At 61.0% G+C, this 20,700-nt stretch carries 21 protein-coding genes and 1 riboswitch; of the genes, 5 read left to right on the forward strand and 16 right to left on the reverse strand.

Translation table 11 applies throughout. The annotated features are described in order from the left end of the window. Positions 1-35: 35 nt before the first annotated feature. Genes cobF through cbiE form a run of 6 tightly spaced genes read right to left on the reverse strand, consistent with a single transcriptional unit; the run spans position 36 to position 5,164 of the window. On the reverse strand, positions 36-782 hold the full coding sequence (gene cobF / locus ACXAGD_RS04720; protein WP_475208804.1) for a precorrin-6A synthase (deacetylating): 747 nt from the start codon (positions 780-782) through the stop codon (positions 36-38). After that, on the reverse strand, positions 775-1,503 hold the full coding sequence (gene cobA / locus ACXAGD_RS04725; RefSeq protein ID WP_475208805.1) for a uroporphyrinogen-III C-methyltransferase: 729 nt from the start codon (positions 1,501-1,503) through the stop codon (positions 775-777). The genes cobF and cobA overlap by 8 nt, the downstream gene beginning before the upstream one ends. Next, a complete protein-coding gene (locus ACXAGD_RS04730; RefSeq protein ID WP_475208806.1) occupies positions 1,500-2,822 on the reverse strand; it encodes a cobyrinate a,c-diamide synthase in 1,323 nt (440 codons plus the stop codon). Before ACXAGD_RS04730 ends, cobA begins: the two co-directional genes overlap by 4 nt. Next, the gene (gene cobM, locus ACXAGD_RS04735; protein ID WP_475208808.1) at positions 2,809-3,603 is read right to left on the reverse strand and encodes a precorrin-4 C(11)-methyltransferase; all 795 of its coding nucleotides are present in this window, start codon (positions 3,601-3,603) and stop codon (positions 2,809-2,811) included. The genes ACXAGD_RS04730 and cobM overlap by 14 nt, the downstream gene beginning before the upstream one ends. Next, positions 3,600-3,968, reverse strand: a complete 369-nt coding sequence (locus tag ACXAGD_RS04740; protein ID WP_475208809.1) for a cobalamin biosynthesis protein — start codon at positions 3,966-3,968, stop codon at positions 3,600-3,602. The genes cobM and ACXAGD_RS04740 overlap by 4 nt, the downstream gene beginning before the upstream one ends. Then, on the reverse strand, positions 3,965-5,164 hold the full coding sequence (gene cbiE, locus ACXAGD_RS04745; protein ID WP_475208810.1) for a precorrin-6y C5,15-methyltransferase (decarboxylating) subunit CbiE: 1,200 nt from the start codon (positions 5,162-5,164) through the stop codon (positions 3,965-3,967). Before cbiE ends, ACXAGD_RS04740 begins: the two co-directional genes overlap by 4 nt. Between cbiE and ACXAGD_RS04750 the strand changes: the two genes are divergently transcribed. Continuing rightward, complete coding sequence (locus ACXAGD_RS04750) at positions 5,163-5,912, forward strand: cobalt-precorrin-6A reductase (RefSeq protein WP_475208811.1); 750 nt, start codon at positions 5,163-5,165, stop codon at positions 5,910-5,912. The two genes, cbiE and ACXAGD_RS04750, sit on opposite strands and share 2 nt — an antisense overlap. Here the strand turns inward: ACXAGD_RS04750 and cobJ are convergent. From cobJ to ACXAGD_RS04790, 8 genes are all read right to left on the reverse strand, one after another. Continuing rightward, entirely contained in the window at positions 5,885-6,637 is a 753-nt protein-coding gene (gene cobJ, locus ACXAGD_RS04755; RefSeq protein ID WP_475208812.1) for a precorrin-3B C(17)-methyltransferase, read from the reverse strand. The two genes, ACXAGD_RS04750 and cobJ, sit on opposite strands and share 28 nt — an antisense overlap. Beyond that, the gene (locus ACXAGD_RS04760) at positions 6,634-7,362 is read right to left on the reverse strand and encodes a precorrin-2 C(20)-methyltransferase (protein WP_475208813.1); all 729 of its coding nucleotides are present in this window, start codon (positions 7,360-7,362) and stop codon (positions 6,634-6,636) included. The genes cobJ and ACXAGD_RS04760 overlap by 4 nt, the downstream gene beginning before the upstream one ends. Further along, on the reverse strand, positions 7,359-7,988 hold the full coding sequence (locus tag ACXAGD_RS04765) for a precorrin-8X methylmutase (RefSeq protein WP_475208814.1): 630 nt from the start codon (positions 7,986-7,988) through the stop codon (positions 7,359-7,361). The genes ACXAGD_RS04760 and ACXAGD_RS04765 overlap by 4 nt, the downstream gene beginning before the upstream one ends. Then, complete coding sequence (locus ACXAGD_RS04770; RefSeq protein ID WP_475208815.1) at positions 7,988-9,115, reverse strand: cobalamin biosynthesis protein CobG; 1,128 nt, start codon at positions 9,113-9,115, stop codon at positions 7,988-7,990. The genes ACXAGD_RS04765 and ACXAGD_RS04770 overlap by 1 nt, the downstream gene beginning before the upstream one ends. Continuing rightward, positions 9,112-12,405 (reverse strand): cobaltochelatase subunit CobN, encoded by a 3,294-nt coding sequence (gene cobN / locus ACXAGD_RS04775; RefSeq protein ID WP_475208816.1) that lies wholly within the window; start codon positions 12,403-12,405, stop codon positions 9,112-9,114. The genes ACXAGD_RS04770 and cobN overlap by 4 nt, the downstream gene beginning before the upstream one ends. Before the next feature lie 3 nt (positions 12,406-12,408). Then, positions 12,409-13,464, reverse strand: a complete 1,056-nt coding sequence (cobW, locus tag ACXAGD_RS04780) for a cobalamin biosynthesis protein CobW (protein WP_475208817.1) — start codon at positions 13,462-13,464, stop codon at positions 12,409-12,411. A gap of 1 nt (position 13,465) precedes the next feature. After that, a complete protein-coding gene (locus tag ACXAGD_RS04785) occupies positions 13,466-13,840 on the reverse strand; it encodes a DUF1636 family protein (protein WP_475208818.1) in 375 nt (124 codons plus the stop codon). Between the two features lie 94 nt (positions 13,841-13,934). After that, positions 13,935-14,144: riboswitch (cobalamin riboswitch) on the reverse strand. Between the two features lie 72 nt (positions 14,145-14,216). Further along, entirely contained in the window at positions 14,217-15,092 is an 876-nt protein-coding gene (locus ACXAGD_RS04790) for a LysR substrate-binding domain-containing protein (protein WP_475208819.1), read from the reverse strand. Positions 15,093-15,195: 103 nt separating this feature from the next. Between ACXAGD_RS04790 and ACXAGD_RS04795 the strand changes: the two genes are divergently transcribed. Beyond that, positions 15,196-16,152 (forward strand): NAD(P)-dependent oxidoreductase, encoded by a 957-nt coding sequence (locus ACXAGD_RS04795; RefSeq protein WP_475208820.1) that lies wholly within the window; start codon positions 15,196-15,198, stop codon positions 16,150-16,152. 173 nt (positions 16,153-16,325) lie between these two features. On the opposite strand, the gene ACXAGD_RS04800 is transcribed toward ACXAGD_RS04795, so the two are convergent. Beyond that, positions 16,326-17,219: a LysR family transcriptional regulator gene (locus tag ACXAGD_RS04800; protein ID WP_475208821.1), complete on the reverse strand. Its 894-nt coding sequence runs from the start codon at positions 17,217-17,219 to the stop codon at positions 16,326-16,328. Between the two features lie 132 nt (positions 17,220-17,351). Between ACXAGD_RS04800 and ACXAGD_RS04805 the strand changes: the two genes are divergently transcribed. Then, positions 17,352-18,035 (forward strand): type 1 glutamine amidotransferase domain-containing protein, encoded by a 684-nt coding sequence (locus tag ACXAGD_RS04805; protein ID WP_475208822.1) that lies wholly within the window; start codon positions 17,352-17,354, stop codon positions 18,033-18,035. A 137-nt stretch (positions 18,036-18,172) separates the two neighbouring features. On the opposite strand, the gene ACXAGD_RS04810 is transcribed toward ACXAGD_RS04805, so the two are convergent. Continuing rightward, positions 18,173-19,090, reverse strand: coding sequence for a LysR family transcriptional regulator (locus tag ACXAGD_RS04810; protein ID WP_475208823.1), 918 nt, complete (start codon positions 19,088-19,090; stop codon positions 18,173-18,175). A gap of 111 nt (positions 19,091-19,201) precedes the next feature. Between ACXAGD_RS04810 and ACXAGD_RS04815 the strand changes: the two genes are divergently transcribed. Both ACXAGD_RS04815 and ACXAGD_RS04820 read left to right on the forward strand, forming a co-directional pair. Next, on the forward strand, positions 19,202-20,125 hold the full coding sequence (locus ACXAGD_RS04815; protein ID WP_475208825.1) for an SDR family NAD(P)-dependent oxidoreductase: 924 nt from the start codon (positions 19,202-19,204) through the stop codon (positions 20,123-20,125). An 18-nt stretch (positions 20,126-20,143) separates the two neighbouring features. After that, a complete protein-coding gene (locus tag ACXAGD_RS04820) occupies positions 20,144-20,518 on the forward strand; it encodes a DUF4345 family protein (protein ID WP_475208826.1) in 375 nt (124 codons plus the stop codon). Positions 20,519-20,700: the final 182 nt, after the last annotated feature.

The following is a 20,700-nucleotide window of genomic DNA, read 5'->3' on the forward strand; positions in this document are numbered from 1 at the left end:
GTTGTATTGGTGACAGAGAACGGCGAGCGACGCTCTCACAATTCCGTGCGTTTGTGCAGCAAATAGATATCCATAATCCAGCCGTGATCGGCCCGAGCGCGGGCGCGGGTGTCCAGAATCTGCTGCGCCACTTCGGCCATGGGGCCCTTGATCAGCAGTTCCTCTTTCATGCCCACATAAGCGCCCCACCAGATGTCATAGTCCTGCATCTTAAGGCTTTGGAATGAGCATTCGCCATCCAGCATAACCGCCACTTTCGAGGCATTTACCGGCCACCCTTCATCCCGGATACGACGGCCAGTGGTGACGACATAAGACGCACCCAGGTCGTTAATCGGAATCGCATGGGCTGCCGTCAACGCCTGCAGGGCGGTGATGCCGGGGATCACTCGGGTTTCCGGCTTGGGGTCCAAACGCGAGGCGATCCGCAGTGAGCTGTCATACAGCGACGGGTCGCCCCAGATCAGCAGCGCCACATGTTTCGCGTCCGGGTGGGCTTGGATCGCTTCGCGCCAGCGCACGGCAATCGCATCGTGCCATTCATCCACACCACGCAGATATCCGTCATCTGAGCGACGCTTGGGAATGTCAAAATAAGCGATCTGAGGTGGCGTGTTAGTCACGGCGCCGATGATCTCTTCCCGCAATCCGGCCAGATCGGCTTTGTTCTCACCCTTGCGGGGGATCAGGATCAGGTCTGCATCGCGGATCGCTTGCGCGCCCTGAAAGGTCACGTGATCCGGGTTGCCAGTACCGATACCGATCAGTGTCAGATCATACATCGTCAATCTCTGCCAGCGGGCCGTAAAGGATCAGCGCCGGGGCGGTGCCGATCTCATTTGCCAGTTTTTCCGACAACGCGCCGATTGTTGCGCGATGCAGTTTCTGGTCAGGGGTCGAAACGGATTCAGCCATCAGCGCCGGCGTGTCCAGCGGCAGGCCATGCTCGTGCAATGTCTTGACCAACAGGGGGAATGTCCGCTTGCCCATGAATACGACGGTTGTCGCATCCGGATCGGCCAACGCAGACAGATTCAGATCATCGGGCAGTTGGCCACTGACATCATGGCCAGTGACGAATTGCACCCGACGGGCGGTCAGGCGCCGCGTCAGAGGAATGCCAGCCGCCGCTGCGGCGGCCACGGCCGAAGGGATGCCGGGGATGATCTCGTACTCAATCCCGGCTTCGCGCAGGGCGACCAGCTCTTCTTCAAGCCGACCGAACAGTCCTCCATCGCCGGATTTCAGCCGCACCACGCGGGCACCGGTCTTGGCATAGTCCACCAACAGGCGGCTGACATGATCCTGCTTGGGCGAGGGCCGCCCGGCGCGTTTTCCCACGCCGACCAGATCCGAATCCTTGCGTGCATGCTCCAGAATCGGGCCGCTGCTCAGGTCGTCAAACAGCACCGCGTCGGCCGTCTGCATCCGGTCGACGGCTTTCAGCGTCAGCAGTTCCGGATCACCGGGGCCTGAGCCGATAAAGGAAACGAAGCCGCTCATGCTGTGGCCTCCGCAATCAGGTGAAAGAAGGTGCCGGTGACGTTGCCGCGTACCGAACCGGTTTGCGGACCCTCGGCCCCTTCGGCATCAAAAACCCGCGCCAGCGGCGCATCGGGTTGTTCGACAATCGAGGAGTAGTGGAACTCATGTCCACGCAAAGCCGCACCTGACGTGAAGCCGGGCATCGGCGCCAACAGTTCCGCCTTGCGATAACCAAGGTTGAACTTGCGCTTCTCATACGAGGTCACCAGCCCCAACAGACCGGCCATCTGGTGCTGTACACCTTCCTTGTCGATCAGCGCCTGACCCAGAGCCATATACCCACCGCACTCCCCATGAACAGGTTTGGTTTCCGCGTGCTTACGCAGCCCGGTCAAGAAGGTCTCGGCTGCGGCCAGCGTACCGGCGTGCAATTCGGGGTATCCACCGGGCAGCCAGACCAGATCGGCATCCTCCGCCGGGGCCTCATTTGCCAGCGGTGAAAACGGCAGAATCTCGGCTCCTGCGGCGCGCCAGCCTTCCAGCAGATGCGGATAGGTAAAGGAAAATGCGGCATCCCGGGCCAACGCGATCCGTTGCGCCGGAGGGCGCGGCAGCGCGGCTGACGATGGCCCCTTCGGGCCTGAGGAAGCCGCCGCCTTGATGGCCTCCAAATCCACATGTTCGCGCAGAAACGCCGCGTAGCCGGCAATCGCGCTTTCCAGATCGGGATGCTCAACCGCCTGGATCAGACCCAGATGCCTTTCGGGCAGGGTCAGGTCACCGCGACGGGGCAGCACGCCCAGCACCGGCAGGCCTGCGCGTTCCATCCCTAGCCGCGTCAAACGCTCATGCCGGGGGCTGGCGCATCGGTTCAGGATCACACCTGCGAATGGCAGATCCGGGTTATACATCCGGAACCCCAGCGCAGTGGCCGCAGCCGATTGTGCCTGACCACCAACATCCAGCACCAGCACCACAGGCCAGCCCATCCGCAGCGCAGTCTCGGCGCTTGACCCATGACCAAGCTCTCCGGGTTTGGCGACACCGTCGAACAGCCCCATCGAGCCTTCAGCGACCACGATATCAGCCCCTTCGGCCTGAGCCGAAATGGCCCCTAGCAGTGGATCACCCATGGCCCAGCTGTCCAGATTGAACGAGGCGCGCCCCGCCGCCGCGTGGTGGAAAGCAGGGTCGATATAGTCCGGTCCGCTTTTGAAGGGCTGAACATTCAATCCGTCCTCCGCCAATGCCCGCAGCAGGCCCAGCATGACAGTGGTTTTGCCGGTCCCCGAAGAGGGCGCGGAAATCAGAAGACCCGGAGGGTTAGTCATCACCATGGCTCCAGCTTGACCACGGGCTGTCGGCGCTTTGCGGACGATAGCGGCGGTCGTAATCCTTGGAATACAAGCAGCTTTCGTCAAAGCCTTCTCCGGCCAGTGCAGGCCCAACCAGGATCAGTGCAGTGCGCGAAATGCTCTCGTCCAGCGCGTCTTTCAGCGTGGCCAGAGTGGCGCGGATGATCCGCTCATCCGGCCAGCTGGCACGGTAGACCACAGCCACCGGGCAATCCGCACCATAGGCTGGGGTCAGGTCGGCGATCACCTTGTCTAGATTGCCGATCGACAGGTGAATGGCCAGAGTCGCCCCGGTACGGGCGAAGTTTTCCAGCGTCTCACCCTCAGGCATCGACGACGCACGTCCAGGTGTCCGGGTCAGAACCACCGATTGCGCTAGTCCGGGCAGTGTCAGTTCGGTTCCAAGAGTTGCCGCCGCAGCGGCAAAAGACGGCACACCTGGGGTCACGCTGACCGGGATACCCATCTCTTTAAGGCGGCGGAGTTGTTCACCCATCGCCGACCAGACCGACAGGTCGCCTGAATGCAACCGCGCTACATCCTGACCAGCTTTATGCGCCGTTTCGATCTCGGCCATGATCTGATCCAGATCCATCGGGGCGGTGTTGATGATCTTTGCCCCCTCGGGGCAATGGCCCAGGATTTCCTCGGGCACCAGCGATCCGGCATACAGGCACACCGGACACGAGGCGATGATATCGCGCCCACGCAAGGTCAGCAGGTCGGCAGCGCCCGGTCCGGCGCCGATGAAATGAACGGTCATGTTTGTCCTCCGATGGCGACGGCGCAGGTTGCAAGCCGGTCGTCCGAGATATGTCTGGGTGAGGTTAGCCGCGCGCCGGAACCGGCAGCGGCAAGGGCGGATGCTTCGGCCACGCTGCCGGTGCCGTAGGTGGCGCGGCTGCGGTTCGAGCAGGTAAGGGTGCGCTGCCCAGCCAGATCGGCTGGCGCGACGAAATGCAGCGGCAGGGCGGTGGATGCTGCGAATTCGGTCAGCGCGACGTGGCCTTCTTTGTCAGCGACTGTTGCCAGCGCCTCAACTTGCAAGTCGGCGCTGGCCCGGTTGAAGGCTGCCCGCAGGCTCTCTACCGAGGCCGTCGATGAAAATCCCAGACCCGCGACGATCATAGGGTAACGCTCCATTGCACTACGGGATACGCAGATTTCCACCCGCGCCGGGGGCCTAGGGCACCAGCCTGCGCTAACTCGATCCGTAGCAGTTCGCCTCCGAGTCGCTCGTGCCATTGCGCCAGCAACGCCTCGCTTTCCAGCGTCACTGCATTGGCGACCAGCCGCGTACCTGCGGGCAAAGTATCGTTGAGCCACGCCAGTAAGTCGGCGCTGAGTCCGCCGCCGATAAAGACGACATCAGGTGGGGTTAGCCCCGTCAGAGCATCCGGCGCAGTGCCGTGGACTACATTCAGACGGTCCTGTCCCAGCGCGTCGGCGTTTCTACGGATACGCTCGGCGCGGTCCGCTCGGGGCTCGATGGTGGTGGCTGTCAAAGTCGGGTCACACATCAGCCATTCAATGCTGATCGAGCCGGTGCCGCCGCCGATGTCCCACAGATGCTCGTCCCGCTGCGGGGCCAGTGCCGACAGCGTCAGCGCACGTACCGGACGTTTGGTGATCTGACCGTCGGTTTCGAAAATTTCATCCGGTTTGCCCGAGGCTTTCGGGAATGCGCGTCCTTCGCCCGCGACTTCAAGCCCGACGCAGACGGGGTGGTCGAAGCCACCCAAAAGCGCTTCGGTCAAGGACACAGAGCGCGATCTTTCGCGAGGGCCGCCGAGCGCCTCCATCACGTGCAGGCGCGTGTCCGCAAAGCCGGTCTCGGTCAGGTAGGTTGCGAGTTCTGCCACCGCCGCGCCGTTGCGCAGCAGCAGGATCGCGTGCAGGCCGCGTGCAAGATGTGGCCGCAGCCGGGTCAGCGGTGCGGCGTGCAGGCCGAAGGTCAACGTGCTTTCCAGCGGCCAGCCCAGCCGTGCAGCGGCCAGCGAAAAGGTCGACTGGCCGGGCAGGGCAGCCCATTCCCCGGCTTCGAAATTGCGCGCGATGACCGAACCCGCACCGAACCAGAACGGATCGCCCGAGGCCAGAACAACAGTTGGTTGCCCCCGAAACTTGGTCAAAATCGGCAGGCCGTCGGCGAAAGGCACTGGCCATTCGACCCGCTGTGCGGTGGTCTCGGGCACCAATGACAAGTGGCGCGGCGGGCCCATGATAATTTCAGCGCGCTCCAGCACTTGACGGCTTGCGGGCGGCAGGCCATCCAGTCCATGTTCGCCCAAGCCCAGAACGGTCAGCCACGGAGCTTCATGCATGACACACCTCCTGATCCTTGGCGGCACGACCGAGGCCACCGCACTGGCCAAAGCTGTGGTCGAACAGGGTATTCCGTCCACTTATTCCTATGCCGGGCGCGTTGAAAATCCGCGCCCGCAGCCCTTGCCGGTGCGTGTCGGTGGGTTTGGCGGTGTTGAAGGGTTGGCAAGCTACTTGCGCGACCACGCGATTAGCCATGTGGTCGATGCCACCCATCCCTTTGCCGCGCAGATGAGCGGGAACGCCGTCGAAGCATGTCGCGCGGCCCAAGTGCCATTGGCCGCGCTGACCCGCCCGGCATGGGAAGCGCAGGACGGTGACAGATGGCTTCACGTTGCGGATATCAACGGTGCGGTCGCCGCTCTGCCCGGCCAGCCGCAGCGCGTATTTCTGGCCGTTGGACGAATGCATCTTGAGGACTTTGCCGCCCAGCCCCAGCACCGCTACTTGCTGCGTTTGGTTGACGAGCCCGGACAGTTGCCATTGCCGAATTGTGACGTGGTAGTCTCGCGCGGACCGTTCACCGTTGCGGATGACCGGGCGCTGATGCAGCAGCATGGGATTGAATTGGTTGTGTCCAAGAACGCAGGCGGTACCGGCGCGCGCGCCAAGCTGGACGCCGCGCGGGCGCTGGGCGTGCCGGTGCTGATGATCGACCGTCCGGCACTGCCGCAGCGGACGGAACTGTCGAATGTTGCTCAGGTTCTGGACTGGTTGGCTCATTCCGGTGTGAACCTCGGGGTATAGACGATCGGGGCGCTGTCCCGCTCAATCACGCGGGTCAGGGAGGAGCCGACGATGACCACTGTCTGCATGTCGGCCATATCCGGCGTCGCCTCGGCCAGTGTTGAAATCCGGATTGCTTCATCTGCGCGGGAAACAGCGCGGGCAAACAGGATCAGGCGCTCGGGCTCGCATTCTTCACGCAGGATTTCCAGCGTTTTCACAAAGCCTTCGGGGCGGGATTTTGAGCGCGGGTTATAGAACGCCATCGCGAAATCCCCCTGCGCGGCAAGGCGCAGGCGTTTTTCGATCAGAGACCAGGGCTTCAGGTTGTCGCTGAGGTTGATGGCGCAGAAATCATGCCCCAAAGGCGCACCGGCCCGAGCCGACGCCGCCAGCATCGCAGTGATGCCGGGCAGGACGTCGATGGGAATGTTACGCCATTCGGCGGGGCCGTTCTCCAACGCCTCGTAAACCGCGGCTGCCATCGCGAATACGCCCGGATCGCCTGACGAGACCACAACCACGCGTTTGCCTTCGGCCGCCATCTGCAGCGCGTGCCGCGAGCGGTCGATCTCGACCCGGTTGTCACTGGCGTGCAGCGTCAGCCCAGGGCGTTCAGCCACGCGCGCGACGTAAGGGATGTAACCAACGATATCGGTGGCCTCGGCCAGCGCGGCGGACACCTCGGGCGTCACCAGGTCTTCGTTACCCGGTCCAAGACCCGCGATCTTGACCCAGCCGCTCATGGGCGCCGCCCCTGACCATGCACGATGATGATCGAGAAATAGGGGGTGACCTTGTCACAGGCCTCTGACAGTTTTGTCACCGTTTGGTTTGGCATCTGCGCAAATTCCACGATCCACGCCCGGTCATACAGACCAGCCGTTTTCAGAGCCCGTTTCACCTTGTCGATATTGCGCCCGATCTTCATCACGACCAGAGCGTCGGTCTGGGCCATGCGCTGCGCCAGATCGTCCTCGGGCAGGGTGCCGACCAGTACGGTCAGCACGTCATCGCCCCAAGTGATCGGATCGCCGGTCGCCGTCCACGCGCCGGACATGCCGGTGATGGCGGGCACGACTTCAACATTAGCTTCATCGCGCAAGCGGCTATAAAGGTGCATGAAAGAGCCGTAGAAGAACGGGTCGCCCTCACACAGTACCACCACGTCTTCGCCCTGATCCGACAGGGATTTCAGATGTGCGGCGCAGTCTTGGTAAAAGGCCGAGAGCAATTCGTTGTAACGCGGATCGGTCAGCGGGATTTCGGTGGTGACGGGGTATTCCATCGGGAACTCCACCGCGTCGCCGGGAATCATACCGTTGACGATCTTACGCGCCTGACCGCTGCGGCCCGGCTTGCGGAAGAACGCCACGTGGCGGGCGCTGCGCAACAGGCGGTCGGCGCGGACGCTCATCAGGTCCGGGTCACCGGGGCCAAGGCCCACGCCGAATATCTTGCCCGCGCTCATTCGGCACGGCTCGCGATGGCGTTGACAGCGGCGACGGTGATAGCGCTGCCGCCCAGACGGCCTTTGACGATGCAGGACGGCACTGGCTGCGCCTCCCACAGAGCGTCTTTGGATTCGACCGCGCCGACAAAGCCCACAGGGCAGCCGATGATGGCAGCGGGACGCGGGCAATCGGGGTCTTCCAGCATGTTCAGCAGGTGGAATAGCGCAGTGGGGGCGTTGCCGATGGCGACCACAGCACCTTCCAGATGCGGGCGCCACAGTTCCAGCGCCGCGGCGGACCGGGTGTTGCTCATCTCGGCTGCCAGAGGGCGCACGCGTTCGTCATGCAGGGTGCAGATCACCTCGTTGTCGGCAGGCAGGCGAAAGCGGGTCACGCCTTCGCTGACCATGCGCGCGTCGCACAAGATCGGTGCACCGTTTTCCAGCGCGGTGCGGGCAGTAGCCACAAAACCCGGGGAGAAATGCACGAACTCTTCCAACCCGACCATCCCGGCGGCGTGGATCATGCGGACCGCGACCTGCTCTTCGTCAGCGTCGAACCGGGCCAGCTCAGCCTCGGACCGGATGGTGGCAAAGCTTTCCTTATAGATAGCTGCTCCGTCGGTTTCGTATTCATAGGGCATCAGGTGAAGTCCATGGTCATAAGTGTTTCTTCGGTCAGGCCGTACTGGCTGGGCTCATCCCCCGCACGGCCCTGTTTGACAAGATCAAATCGTCCATCATGGCCGACTAAAGTGACATCTGCCGCACCCATTCGGGCGCATCCCTTAGAGCAGCCTGAGACATGCAGACTGCCGCTGACACGTGGCGCCAATGCGCGGGCGATGTCGCGGGTTGCTGCCTGCGCCTGCGGGCAAAACGGTGCACCGGGGCAGGCGTCGGTGGTCATCAGCGGGTCGGTGCTGTCGGTCACAAAGGCTGATGCAGGGATCGCCGCCCCGCCTTCAAGCAGGATCAGCCGCCACGGGGTTACCCGCAGGGCGGATGCGCCGGTATCTTCGATCAGGCCGAACAGACGCCGCGCGGGCAATTGCCCGAAGGCCGCGCCATACATCGCGCCCAGATCACAGGCACCGGGTTGCAGTGGCGCGCCGATGGTGGCTGGTACACTGCCCAGCCAATTCTGCGGCAAGCCCTGCGCCGCAACCACGCGCGCCATCCGGCGTGTTTCGGGCGTAAAGTGTTCGGCAAACCACTCGGCCAAGGCGATCACTCGGTCGATGGCGTCCGCTTCTGCCACATGGCACCCGGTGTCACAGCCGTCGGCGCGCAGGATCAGCCCCTCGGTACCGGTTTCGATCCTGATATCTGCGGAGTCACTGGCCAGCAGACGTTCAGGGCCGGTATCGACGGCAAAGCCGAACTTCGCGGGCAGGGCAGGCAGTTCGCTCAGCCGGTTGATCAATTGTTGTGTCAATCGAGCGGTCACGTCTCCGGTTGCATACAAAGGCGAGACAAGGATATTGCGCCGCACTTCGATGCCGGGTTCGGCGTCCAGCAGGTCCAGCGCTGCCAGTTCCTCCAGCAGTGGCTGATGATCGGTCTCTTTCACGCCACGCAATTGCAGGTTGGCGCGGTTGGTCAGGTCGATAGTGCCGTTGCCATAGCGGTCCGCCAGTTCACACAGGCCAAGCGCCTGCGCCGCGCTTAGCCGGGCCAGCCGAGGACGTACACGTACCACCAGCCCGTCGCCCGACATCATCGGGCGATGAGCGCCGGGGCACCAGCCTTGAACAACGGGGGCGCTCATCTCAGCCCCTCCAGATCTGCTCGGATCGAATTGCGGCGTGTGTTCCACAGCCCAGCCTCTAGCAGCGCCAGGAACCTGTCCTTCATGGCCTGATGTGCCTGCGGGTTGGCCTCTTGCAGGAAGGCATCGACCTCGGCGTCACCCAGCGTGGCGTCATGGTAAAGATCGAATAGATGCGGTGCCACCGTTCCGGACAGATGCGCGAAGGATGCCATGTGGTCCAACGTCGCCGCGATCTCGGCAGCACCCCGGAACCCATGCCGCTGCATCCCCGCGATCCAGCCGGGGTTGGCAGCGCGGGCGTGGACGACGCGGCTGATCTCTTCGGGCAGTGTCCGGGCGCGTGGGTTCTCTGGGTTCGTGTTGTCCAGATGATAGAGCTGCGCCGTGCCGCCGGTGATCTTCTTGGCGGCAGCGAATCCGGCCTCGTGCGTCGCATAGTCATTGGCCAACAGCAGGTCGGTCTCGGTCAGGTCCTGCAGATGAACGAAGCTGTCGGCACTTGCGACACGCCGCGTGATGCCCTCTTTGTCTTGTGCGATATGCTCGCCTTCAAGCGCGAAGGAACTGGCCTCCAACCAGGCTTCACCGGCCTGAGCTCGTGCCTCATCCGTGTAGGTCTCAGACAGGTGGGTCATGTTCAGGCCATAGCTGCCGGGGGCAGGGCCATAGACGCGGGCGGCAGGGGCCTGACCGGCGTACGGATTCCAATCCTGAGCTTCATCCCGGCCCGCCAGTGCCCGCACGGCCTGACCGAACAGAGCGGAAAGTGTCGGAAACACATCGCGGAACAACCCCGAGACGCGCAGCGTCACGTCCAGGCGCGGGCGGCTGAGGTCGGTGATGGGCAGTACTTCGATGCCCGAAACCCGTTCCGAGCCTTTGTCCCAAACCGGCTTCACGCCCAGCAGGTGCAATGCCATGGCGAATTCTTCGCCAGCGGTCCGCATGGTGGCCGAACCCCACAGATCGACGATCAGACCCTTGGGGTAGTCGCCTTCTTCCTGCAGGTGGCGCCGCACCAGTTCCTCGGCGAGTTTCACCCCTTGGGTGTAGGCTGCACGGGTCGGTACGGATCGCGGGTCGGTGGTGTAGAGGTTGCGCCCGGTCGGAAGCACGTCTGAACGACCGCGGTAGGGAGAGCCGGATGGACCGGCTTCAATCCGTTTTCCAGCCAGCGCGTCGATCAGGCCGTTGCGCTCGGCATGGGCCGAGGGCGCTGGGTCAAAGTTTCCGGTTACCTCGGGTACGCGGCCAAAGATGTGCAGACCGTCGCCGAATTGGCTTTCCTTGATGTCACAGACAAAGCGGTCGATGCGGGTGATCGCCTCGGCGGTGCAGGTGGCCTGATCGAGGCCCAGATCGCTTTCCAGCCCGATGGATTGCGCCTCATCGCGGATGTCTTCCTGCAAGCGGTCGCGGCGCTTGGGGTCCAGCCCGTCTGCGTTCGAGAACTCATCCAGCAGCGATTCCAACCGTACCATCCGATCCGGCGTTCCGCTTTCCTTTAGGGCGGGTGGGATGTGGCCAAGCGTAACGGCCCCAATCCGGCGCTTGGCTTGCGCTGCTTCGCCGGGATCGTTGACGATAAAAGGGTAGATCACCGGAAGATCGCGGATCAGCGCTTCGGGCCAGCATTCATGGGAAAGCGCGACAGATTTGCCGGGCAGCCATTCCAGCGTGCCATGGGCGCCGATATGGATCAGGGCGTCCGCGCCCAATCCCGTACGGAGCCACAGATAGAAGGCGACATAGCTGTGGCGCGGGGTGCGCGACAGGTCGTGATAATCGTCATCGCGAAGTTCGGGTGTGCCGCGTTCAGGTTGTAGTGCAATCAGAGCTTTGCCACGACGCAGGGCGGTGAAATGGAACGCACCATCCGCGAAGGTCGGATCGTCCTCGGGGGTGCCCCAGACGTTTTGCAAATCCACGCGCAATTGTTCAGGCATCTCCGCCAGAGCGGCCTGATAGGCGTCCAATGGCCAGGCAAGGCGAGCGTCTGGCAGGGTCTCGGCAATGGGTTCCGCCGGAGCGGTGTCATACCCCTCGCCCTGAAGGTCTGACAGCATTGCCTCGGCCGAGGCCAGCGCGTCAAGGCCTACAGCATGGGCCATTTGCCAGTCTTTACCGGGGTATGTGGAGAGCACCAGCGCCGGGATCTGATTTGCTTTGGGCTTGTCGTTCAGGTTTAGCCACCCGGTGACGCGATCGATGATGGCTTCGATCCGCTCGGCTTCAGCCCGGTGGGCGAAGCGGGAGTATTCCAGATGCGGATCGCGTTTACCCGGTTCCTTGAAGGACGCAATGCCCGCCGAAATGCGGCCGTCCACTTCGGGCAGCACTACATGCATGGCGAGGTCGGCGGGTGAGAGGCCCCGTTCCGCCTCGGCCCACGCTTTGCGGCGGGACGTGGCGAGGGCGACCTGAAAGACCGGCACATTCGCCGCGTCCAGCGGCGAGGTGCCTGACGCGCCTTTGCCTGAGAAAGAGGTGGCGTTGATAATCGCCGAAGGTTCCAAACCGACGATGTTTTCGCGCAGCCATTCGGCAGCTGCGGGAGCTTTGAGGGACGGGGCGAACATGCCCACAGCCTCGAACCCGCGATTGCGCAAGCTTCGGATCAAGGCCGCGACCGGAGCTGTGTCTGCCGAAGTCAAATAGGCGCGGTAAAAGGTGACGACTATGCGTTTCGCGTTGCTTGAGAAGGCAGCTTCCGCCGGGATCACGCCACGATCCGGGCACCATGCACCGCAGTCGGGCAGGGTTTTAGCCCCCATCACTGGACCGGCATAAAGACCCGCCGCCAGCGCCATCTGCGCCAAAGCGGCTTGTGCGGCGACCTCTCCACCGGTATCGCACAGATGCGCCAAGCGGCGCAGAGTCGAGACGGGCAGTGTGGAATAGTCATCCAACCGCGTGTCTTCACGACCATCTGCGGGCAGTACTGCCAGCGCAATGCCCTTGGTCTGCGCCAACGCCAGAACCTGCTGCAACCCGTACGACCAGTAAGGCACGCCGCCGATCAGGCGGATCAGGATGCCTTTTGCGCCCTCCAGCGTCTGTTCGACATAGGTGTCAACGGACAGAGGATGTTTCAGCGCGGTCAGATTGGCCAGCCGCATCGTGGGCATCCGCCCCTCGGGGCCGCCACCGCGATGCCAGCCTGCCGCGAAAGCGCCAAGGTCGCTGTCAGAAAAGGACAGCACCACCAGATCCGCCGGGCTCTGGCCCAGATCGGTCGGGGTTTCGGTTTCTTCTAACCCGTGGCTTTCGCGGAAGACGACGTGCATGGCTTACTCGGCGGCCTCGGTCAGGCCCACGAGGATATCGCGGATAGCTGCCTCTTTGATGTCGTCATGCTCGGCGATGACCACCAGACGCGAGCGGCGCTCTTCACCGGGCTCCCACGGACGGTCATACTGGTGACGCACGCGGGCACCAACAGCCTGCACCAGCAGACGCATCGGTTTGCCTTCAACGGCGGCATAGCCTTTGACGCGCAGGATGTTCAGCTCATTGGCCAAGCGTTCGATTTTGGCGACCAGATCGGCGGGGTCGGTCTGTTCCGGCAGTTCGACGATGATGCTTTCGAAATCGTCATGCTCGTGATCATGGTGGCCGTCATGATGCGACGGACGGGCGTCCATGTCGTCTTCGGCGGCGGCTTCCAGACCCAGCACAACGCGCACGTCCACCGCACCTTCGGCCACTTCAACCACGGGCAGCGGGCGTGGAGCCTCGGCTGCAATGATCGCCTTCGCTTTGGCAACGCCTTCAGAACCCGCCAGATCAGGCTTGGTCAGCAGGATGATATCAGCGCAAGAGATCTGATCCTCGAACACCTCGGACAAGGGCGTTTCGTGGTCGATCGAGTCATCGGCCAGACGCTGGGCGTCCACGGCTTCAACGTTCGGAGCAAAACGACCAGCGGCGACGGCTTCGGCATCGGCCAAAGCGATTACGCCATCGACAGTGATCTTGGACCGGATATCGGGCCAGTCGAACGCCTTCAGCAGCGGTTTGGGCAGGGCGAGACCGGATGTTTCGATGAGGATGTGATCGGGGCGTGGCTCTAGCGCCATCAGCGCCTCGATAGTGGGGATGAAGTCATCGGCAACAGTGCAGCAGATGCAGCCATTGGCCAGTTCCATAATGTTTTCCGCTGGGCAATCCGGGATGGCGCAGGATTTCAGGATATCGCCATCGACACCGACATCGCCGAACTCGTTGACGACCACGGCCAGACGCTTGCCCTGGGGATTCTGCATCAGATGCTTGACCAGCGTAGTCTTTCCCGAGCCCAAAAAGCCGGTGATCACAGTAACAGGGAGTTTTTCGAGGTTTGACATTTTAAGCTCCAATCGGGGGAATACGGGCCGCACAGTTCTTGCGGAAATGCTCTGGGCGCTCACGCCATTTGACCAAGCCATCTTCGGTGGCCAGATACTTGGTCACACCTTCGATGATGGTTTCGACGTGGTCGGTTTCATTCAGGTTTTCGTACACGAAGGTCCAGCGCGAGGGCCCGCCGCGTAAAACGATCGAACAGCCCTGGTCACAGTTTGAAAGGCACTCAACTGGTTTCAGTTCGATGCCTTCGGGCAAACCAGCGTCTTCCAATGCTTTGTGCAGCAAGGTGCCCGGTCGCTGCGAGTCATCCTCGACAGGCACGCCACGACGGCAAGTGGTACAAACCAGCAATTCCACTGGTGTGGTCTCAGTCATGTCTCTCATCCCCCCAAAACCTATTCGTGGGGGACGGGGTTTCATGCGGGCCACGTATTCCGACATGGACCCGACACCGGAACACCCCGCCCGGTTACAACTTCGGGTGCTGGCAGGTCTCCCGGCTTGCGGATGTCAGAGGCTGAGCTCTGGCAGGTGTCCCGCCTTCCCGGCCTTTTGGGCCAGTGGCTTTGGGCACCTTCTCCGGTCACGGTCGCGGGGGCGGCTGCGTTTGACGGAAGTTCCGCTGACGCATTCCCTTTTCATCCATCCGGGGATGGACACCAACGCAAGCGACATGCGGCACGGGCAGGGGCCTTGTCAAGCGCGAGACGGGGGCAGAAACCTCTTGGAATGGAAAAGCGACCAGCTTGGGTCAATCCGCGGCATCTGTTGCCAGCCGATCCCGCAACCACGCGCAGAACAAACCCGCCGCCGCTGTGGTCTGGGTCGCCCGTTCGGCGCTGACCAGATAGTGCGACTGGGCAAAGGGAATCGCGGCGCCTGCTATCGCAATCGGTGCACCTTGCCGGATTGCGTTTTTGGCGAACCGTTCCAGGATCGTTGCATACCCCGCGCCGGCCATCACAAGTTGCAGAGCCGCGACCGTCGTATCCACCGAATGCTGGGGCGGTTGGTCGGGAGGCGCAATGCCGTTGGCCTGAAAATACCGCGCCCAGTTGTCCTCGTACCCAAGGATATGAACCAGCGGCCCTTTGTTCAGTTTCGGGGAGCCGTCCCCGGCTCGGCAGACCGGAACCAGCTTTTCATCGGTGAGTTTTTCGGATCGCACCCCGGGCCAGTCGCCATAGCCAAGCCGGATTTCCACATCCACATCGCCGGGTGTTCCGCTGTCGTTCCAGATGTGCGAGACCAGACGGATAGGAATGTCCGGGTGTTGTGCGGTAAAGTCCGGTAGTTCAGCGGCCACCCAATAGGCTGCCGTCGAAATCGCGGCCCGGATTGTCAGGGTCTGGTGCGAGGCTGGGCCAAACAGGCTGTTGGTGGACAGGGCGATATCGGCCAGCGCGCGTCGCACAGTCAGAGAATAGGATTGCCCCAGCTCTGTCAGCTCCAACCGCCGCGCGTTCCGCGTGAACAGCTTTTGCCCCAGCTCGGCCTCAAGTGACCGAATATGCAGTGATACCGCCGTCTGAGTCAGGCCAAGTTCCCGCGCGGTTGTGGTGAAATTCAGATGGCGTGCGGCGGATTCAAAGCTACGTAGCCAGGCGGGGTTTGGAAGTCGGTCCATCTATCACCAAAATATTTTGCCGATAATGCGTGTTATTATTCATTTACGCTTTGGGCATGCAATAGCGATACTTTGCGCAAACAGCGACCTTCGGGAGGGTAATATGAAAGTCGGATTTATCGGTCTGGGCAATGTTGGCGGCAAGCTGTCGGGATCGCTTCTGCGCAACGGGATTGACCTGACGGTCCATGACCTCAACCCCGATCTGGTGGCCGAATTTGTAGCCCAAGGTGCCAGAGCAGCGGAAAACCCGGCGCAGATGATGCGGGATTGCGATGCGGTTATAACCTGTCTGCCGTCGCCTGCGGCCTCGGATGCCGTCATGCAACAGATGCTGCCCGAGGTCGGATCCGGCAAAATCTGGATGGAGATGTCGACCACCGACGAGGCCGAGGTCAAACGCTTGGGCGCGATGGTGATCGAACGCGGCGGCGCCGCTGTTGATTGCCCTGTGTCCGGCGGGTGCCACCGGGCGGCGACCGGCAATATCTCGATCTTCGCAGGGTGCGACCGTACTACATTCGAGCGGATTTTGCCGTTCCTTATCACGATGGGGCGGCGTGTGCTGCATACAGGTGAGTTGGGCACGGCCTCGGTCCTGAAGGTTCTGACCAACTATCTGGCCACCGCCAACCTGATCACCTGCGCCGAGGCGCTGGTAACTGCCAAGGCTGCTGGAATGGACCTCAACACCACTTATGAGGCGATCAAAATCTCGTCCGGCACGTCCTTCGTGCATGAGACCGAAAGCCAGGTCATCCTGAACGGATCGCGGGATATCTCTTTCACGATGGATTTGGTGAAAAAGGACATCGGTCTGTTTCAGGACGTTGCAGACCGTGCCGGAGTGCCGTTGGAGATCAACCCGGTGATGATCAAAATCTTCGAAGATGGCATCGCCCGCTTCGGTGAGCGCGAACTGTCACCGAACATTATCAAGCGGTTAGAGGAAGCCACCGGTCTGAACATCACGGCCCCCGGGTTCCCGCCCGAGATGCTGGACGACGAGCCCGAAGAGCCGGGGTACGAAGTCATACCGCAGGGCCAGCAGGCAGGGTGAACTACCAGGCGGTGCAGTGCAATCAGTAGCAAACGAAGGGCTGTCCCGGAAGGGGCCGCCTTTTTCCGCGCCGGATGTGTTTGCCTGCGAGACCTGTTCAAATGACGGGATTTCGACGAGCGGGCAACCTTTGTAGACATCAAACTGTGACTCTCGGCCTTTCCTCCAATCGCTTACCGGCGCTTGGGTTCAAACGCGGTTAGTAGAAAATCAATGGCCAAACGAACGCGTCGCGGCAAAAGACGCCCGTCGGGGTAGACAATCCAATGCGCTCTTGCGGCGTCTGCATCTTCGAAATCCTCAAGCAGCAGCTGCACTTTGCCTTCAGCAACCAGGTCCTGAATGTTCTCGTGCGCTGTATAGGCAATGCCCAGCCCGCGTTCGAGCGCCGTGCGCATCAGCGGAATGCTGTTAAAGCGAAACCTGCCACCGACCCTGATCTGCAAGGGGTCTTTGCTTTCGGGATCGCGAAACATCCACGTGTCGCTGGTGGTCACAAGGCAGGAGTGGTCTCTGAGATCCTGTGGTCTTTCCGGTGCTCCGTGTTGTTCTAGGTAGGTGGCAGAGGCCGCGCAGGCCAATTTGCGCGTGCAGAGCTTTCGCGCAATCAGCGAACTGTCGGAAAGTGCACCATAGCGAATGGCAAAATCATACCCTTCTCCGATCAGATCGACGTAGCGATTGCTGAAATCCACCGTGAGGGTCAGCAGGGGGTGATCCTCAACGAAACGCATGAGTTCCGGAATGACGTTTTGCTCGGCAAAGGGACCTGCGGCCGTGACACGCAATGGGCCGGCCAGTTCACTGACCTCGCCCGAGATCGCGTCCTGAGCTTCCTCGGTCGCCGCGATCAAGTCGTTTACCTTGCGTTGATACGCGATCCCTACCTCAGTCAGTCGAACGGTACGTGTTGTGCGTGCGATGAGTTTTACACCCAACTTGTTTTCCAATGCCTGAATGCGCCGGGAAACGTGTGAGGTGGATACGTTCAGTTGATTTGCGGCTTTGGTAAAATTGCCCGTGCGCGCCACTGCTGCGAATTCTTCCAGACCGTCCCAGATCGACAAAATGCACCCCATTATTTCACACTAGCAAAAGAGCATTGCAAATATACCCAATTGAACCTGGTCAACAACACCCGATATGTCCCCCATCAAGTAGATCGCAGCACGCTGCGCCTCAGCCCAATAGGAGACACCATGTCCAAGAAAATCCTAATCGTTTTGACGTCGCACGATACACTTGGCGATACCGGCGAAAAGACCGGGTTCTGGCTGGAAGAGTTGGCCGCGCCCTATTACGCGTTCCTGGACGCGGGTGCCGAACTAACATTGGCCTCCCCGAAAGGCGGCCAACCTCCGCTTGATCCCAAGAGCAGTTCCGCAGACTTCCGGACCGCTGACACTGATCGATTTGAAGCAGACGAAACAGCCAAGGTAGATCTTGCCAACACGCTGAAGCTGTCCGAGGTAAGCGCCTCTGATTACGACGCTGTTTTCTACCCCGGCGGTCATGGCCCGATGTGGGACTTGGTCCAAGATGCGCACTCGATCCAACTGATCGAGGAGTTTTGGGGCCAGGACAAAATCGTGTCAGCCGTGTGCCATGCACCGATTGCTCTGGCGAACGCCAAAGACAAAAGCGGCCAACATATCGTGGCTGGGCGTAGCGTCACGGGGTTCACAAACTCTGAAGAGGATGCAGTTGGTTTGACACAAGTGGTGCCTCAGTTGCTGGAAGACACCCTGAAGGACCGCGGGGCAGAGTTCATCAGCATTGAGGACTGGGCTCCGTTTACGCAACAAGACGGCAACCTCATTACCGGACAGAACCCTGCATCATCGGCCAGTGTTGCCAAGCGTGTGCTAGATACTTTGGGGTAGTCACCGAGACCAAAACTAAGGTCTAACCAAGGCTTCGAAGTCTTGAGTAGAGTTCGTATCGGAAGCAGCCGTTCGCTTTGAAAAAGCCAGCGGCTGCTTTGCTTTGTGTCACATGAGCCCAGAGCGAATGGCGGTTATCAGTGTGTTTCTGTTCCCGTAACCCAGAATTCATTTCGTCTGGACTTGACCCGCTGGGCAAGGAAATCAACAAACAGCCGAACCCGTGCGGTGTTTCGAAGATCACGATGCAGCAGAAGCCAGATGCTCCGATACGGCATCGGCTTTTGAAACGGCGCGCGGATCAGGTTGGGATGTCGGTCGCCAAGATTGCACGCAAGATACGCCATACCCAAACCAGAGGCCGCCAATGTGATCAACGGAACGAGTTCAGAGACCCGGTGTTTCAGAGTGGCCTTTGGATAGTAGCTGTCTTTCACCCATTTCGCCGTGGTCGCCTCTTCGGGTTCGTGCCAGCCGATCAGATTTAATCCTTCGCCGCCATTGTCGCTGATCCGCTCGGCGTATTCTCGCGTGCAATAGGCTGCCTGTGACATCTGAACGAGCTTTCGCCCGACCACATCTTCAGTCACCTCATCAGCCACACGCAATGAGACATCGGCCTCTCGTCGCATCAGGTCGCGGATGTCGTTGGTGAAATTCATGTTCAACGTGATGTCCGGGTAAAGCTCGGCAAAGGCGGTAAAGTCGGCCATCAGCGACGTCATCGCCAGCCCGTGGGGCAGGGTGACGTAGACGGTACCTGAAGGCTGCGCATCCCGGCCGACAATGACACGCGATGCGGCGGCCATTTCCGCCTCAACACGTTCCGCGTGAGGCATCAGATCTTCACCGAGCTGCGTCAGCGCCAGACCGGATTTCGATCGGTCGAACAACCGGGCACCTACGCGCTCTTCCATGGTGGATAATCTGCGCGTCAGCGTGGTGTGGTTCACCTGGATACTGTCAGCCCCACCGCGAAGAGTTCCGGTTCGGGCAACGGCCAGAAAGTACTTCAGGTCATCCCAGTTCAGGGAATGGCTTTCCTTGATCGACATTCGCCATGTGTTTCATTTTTGACGCACTGTGTCCAGTTTTGCCTATCTACAGATCAATTTTATGTCGCCTTACCTTGGTCACATCATACGTGACTTCAAGGAAACCAACTCATGAACCAGATCCAATCTGTTTTGATTACAGGTGCAAATGCCGGGCTGGGCCGCGAAGCTGCCCGACAATTGGCGCTGCAGAAAGGCATCGCCACGGTCTATCTGGCCTGCCGCAATCGAACCAAAGCCGAGGCCGCCAAATCCGCGCTTGAGCGTGAGACCGGGCGCAATATCTTTGAAATTGTACTCATGGACGTCACCGATCCCGCCTCGGTTCGCGCTGCGGTGGCTGAGCTTTCCACCCCGATTGATGCTGTCATCCTGAACGCAGGCGGCACGGGTGGGCGACAGCCCAATAGCCTTACCAAAGATGGCGTAACCAATATCTTTGCGACCAATGTTCTGGGCCACGTGGTGCTTGTAGACCAATTGTTGGAGCGTCAGCTGGTGACGTCCACGATCCTTTACGCAGGGTCCGAGGCCGCACGGGGTATTCCCAAGATGGGCATGCACCGTCCTGATCTCTCTGCCGGATCTGTGGAAGAGTTCAGATCGATCGCAGACGGCAGCAAGTTCGGCCCCGAGGGCGACCCGATGCAGACCTATGGCTACGCCAAGCTGACGGCGACCCTGTGGATGGGGGCGATGGCGCGCGAGCACCCTCATATCCGATTTGTCACCATGAGCCCCGGCGGTACGACCGGAACCGCGGGTTTTGACAATCTGCCCCTGATGAAGCGCATCGTCTTCAAACATGTGGGCGGAGTGCTGATGCCATTGTTCGGTATAATGCACAGCGTCGAAACAGGGGCAAAACGGTATCTGGACGGGCTGCTGAATCCAGAATTCAGGTCCGGCCACTTCTACGCCAGCCAAGCAGGCTATCCCACCGGACCAGTCGTGGATCAGTCCGGCATTGATGGAGCCCTGTCGGACATCACCACTCAGGACAACGCCAATCAGGCGCTGCGCCAGTTTGCTTGAAACAAAAGGAGCAATGGAATGGAAACCGCAATGAATACGCTTGTCATCCTTGCAACCCTCATGCTGACGGGTCTTGGCATCATGTCGATGTTTGCCCCTCGACGTATGGTGGCCAACTTTGCTGTCGAGCCGGTGGGAACCGCCGGGCTTAGCACGATCCGTTCGGTGATCGGTGGGCTGTTTCTGGCCTCGGTGGCTTTGCTGGTCATCGGTTTGACCACAGGCCAGACGCTGGGCTATGTGGCGGTTGCGATCCTGATGGCAGTTGTCGCTTTTGGGCGCATTGTCGGCATTCTGTCGGACGGGTTTGACAGGGCGGTTGTGCCGCCGCTGGTCGTTGAACTTGTCATCATCGCGGTGTTGATCACGGCCTACTACCAGCTTTCCGTCTAATCGGATTGGCCTCGGATGGACGGCGGTCAAGGTGAAAGACCGCCGTCCCCTCAGTTTCCCTTCAAAAAAAACGATCACCCGAGCTCATTGACGATAAGCGAGTTCCAACAAATCTGGACTGGGTTCTTGCTGTGAACGGCCTGATGTCGGGCAGCGATGCAACTGTGGTTTGCAGAAAACTG

This window comes from Ruegeria sp. ABF4_144, from assembly GCF_056160045.1.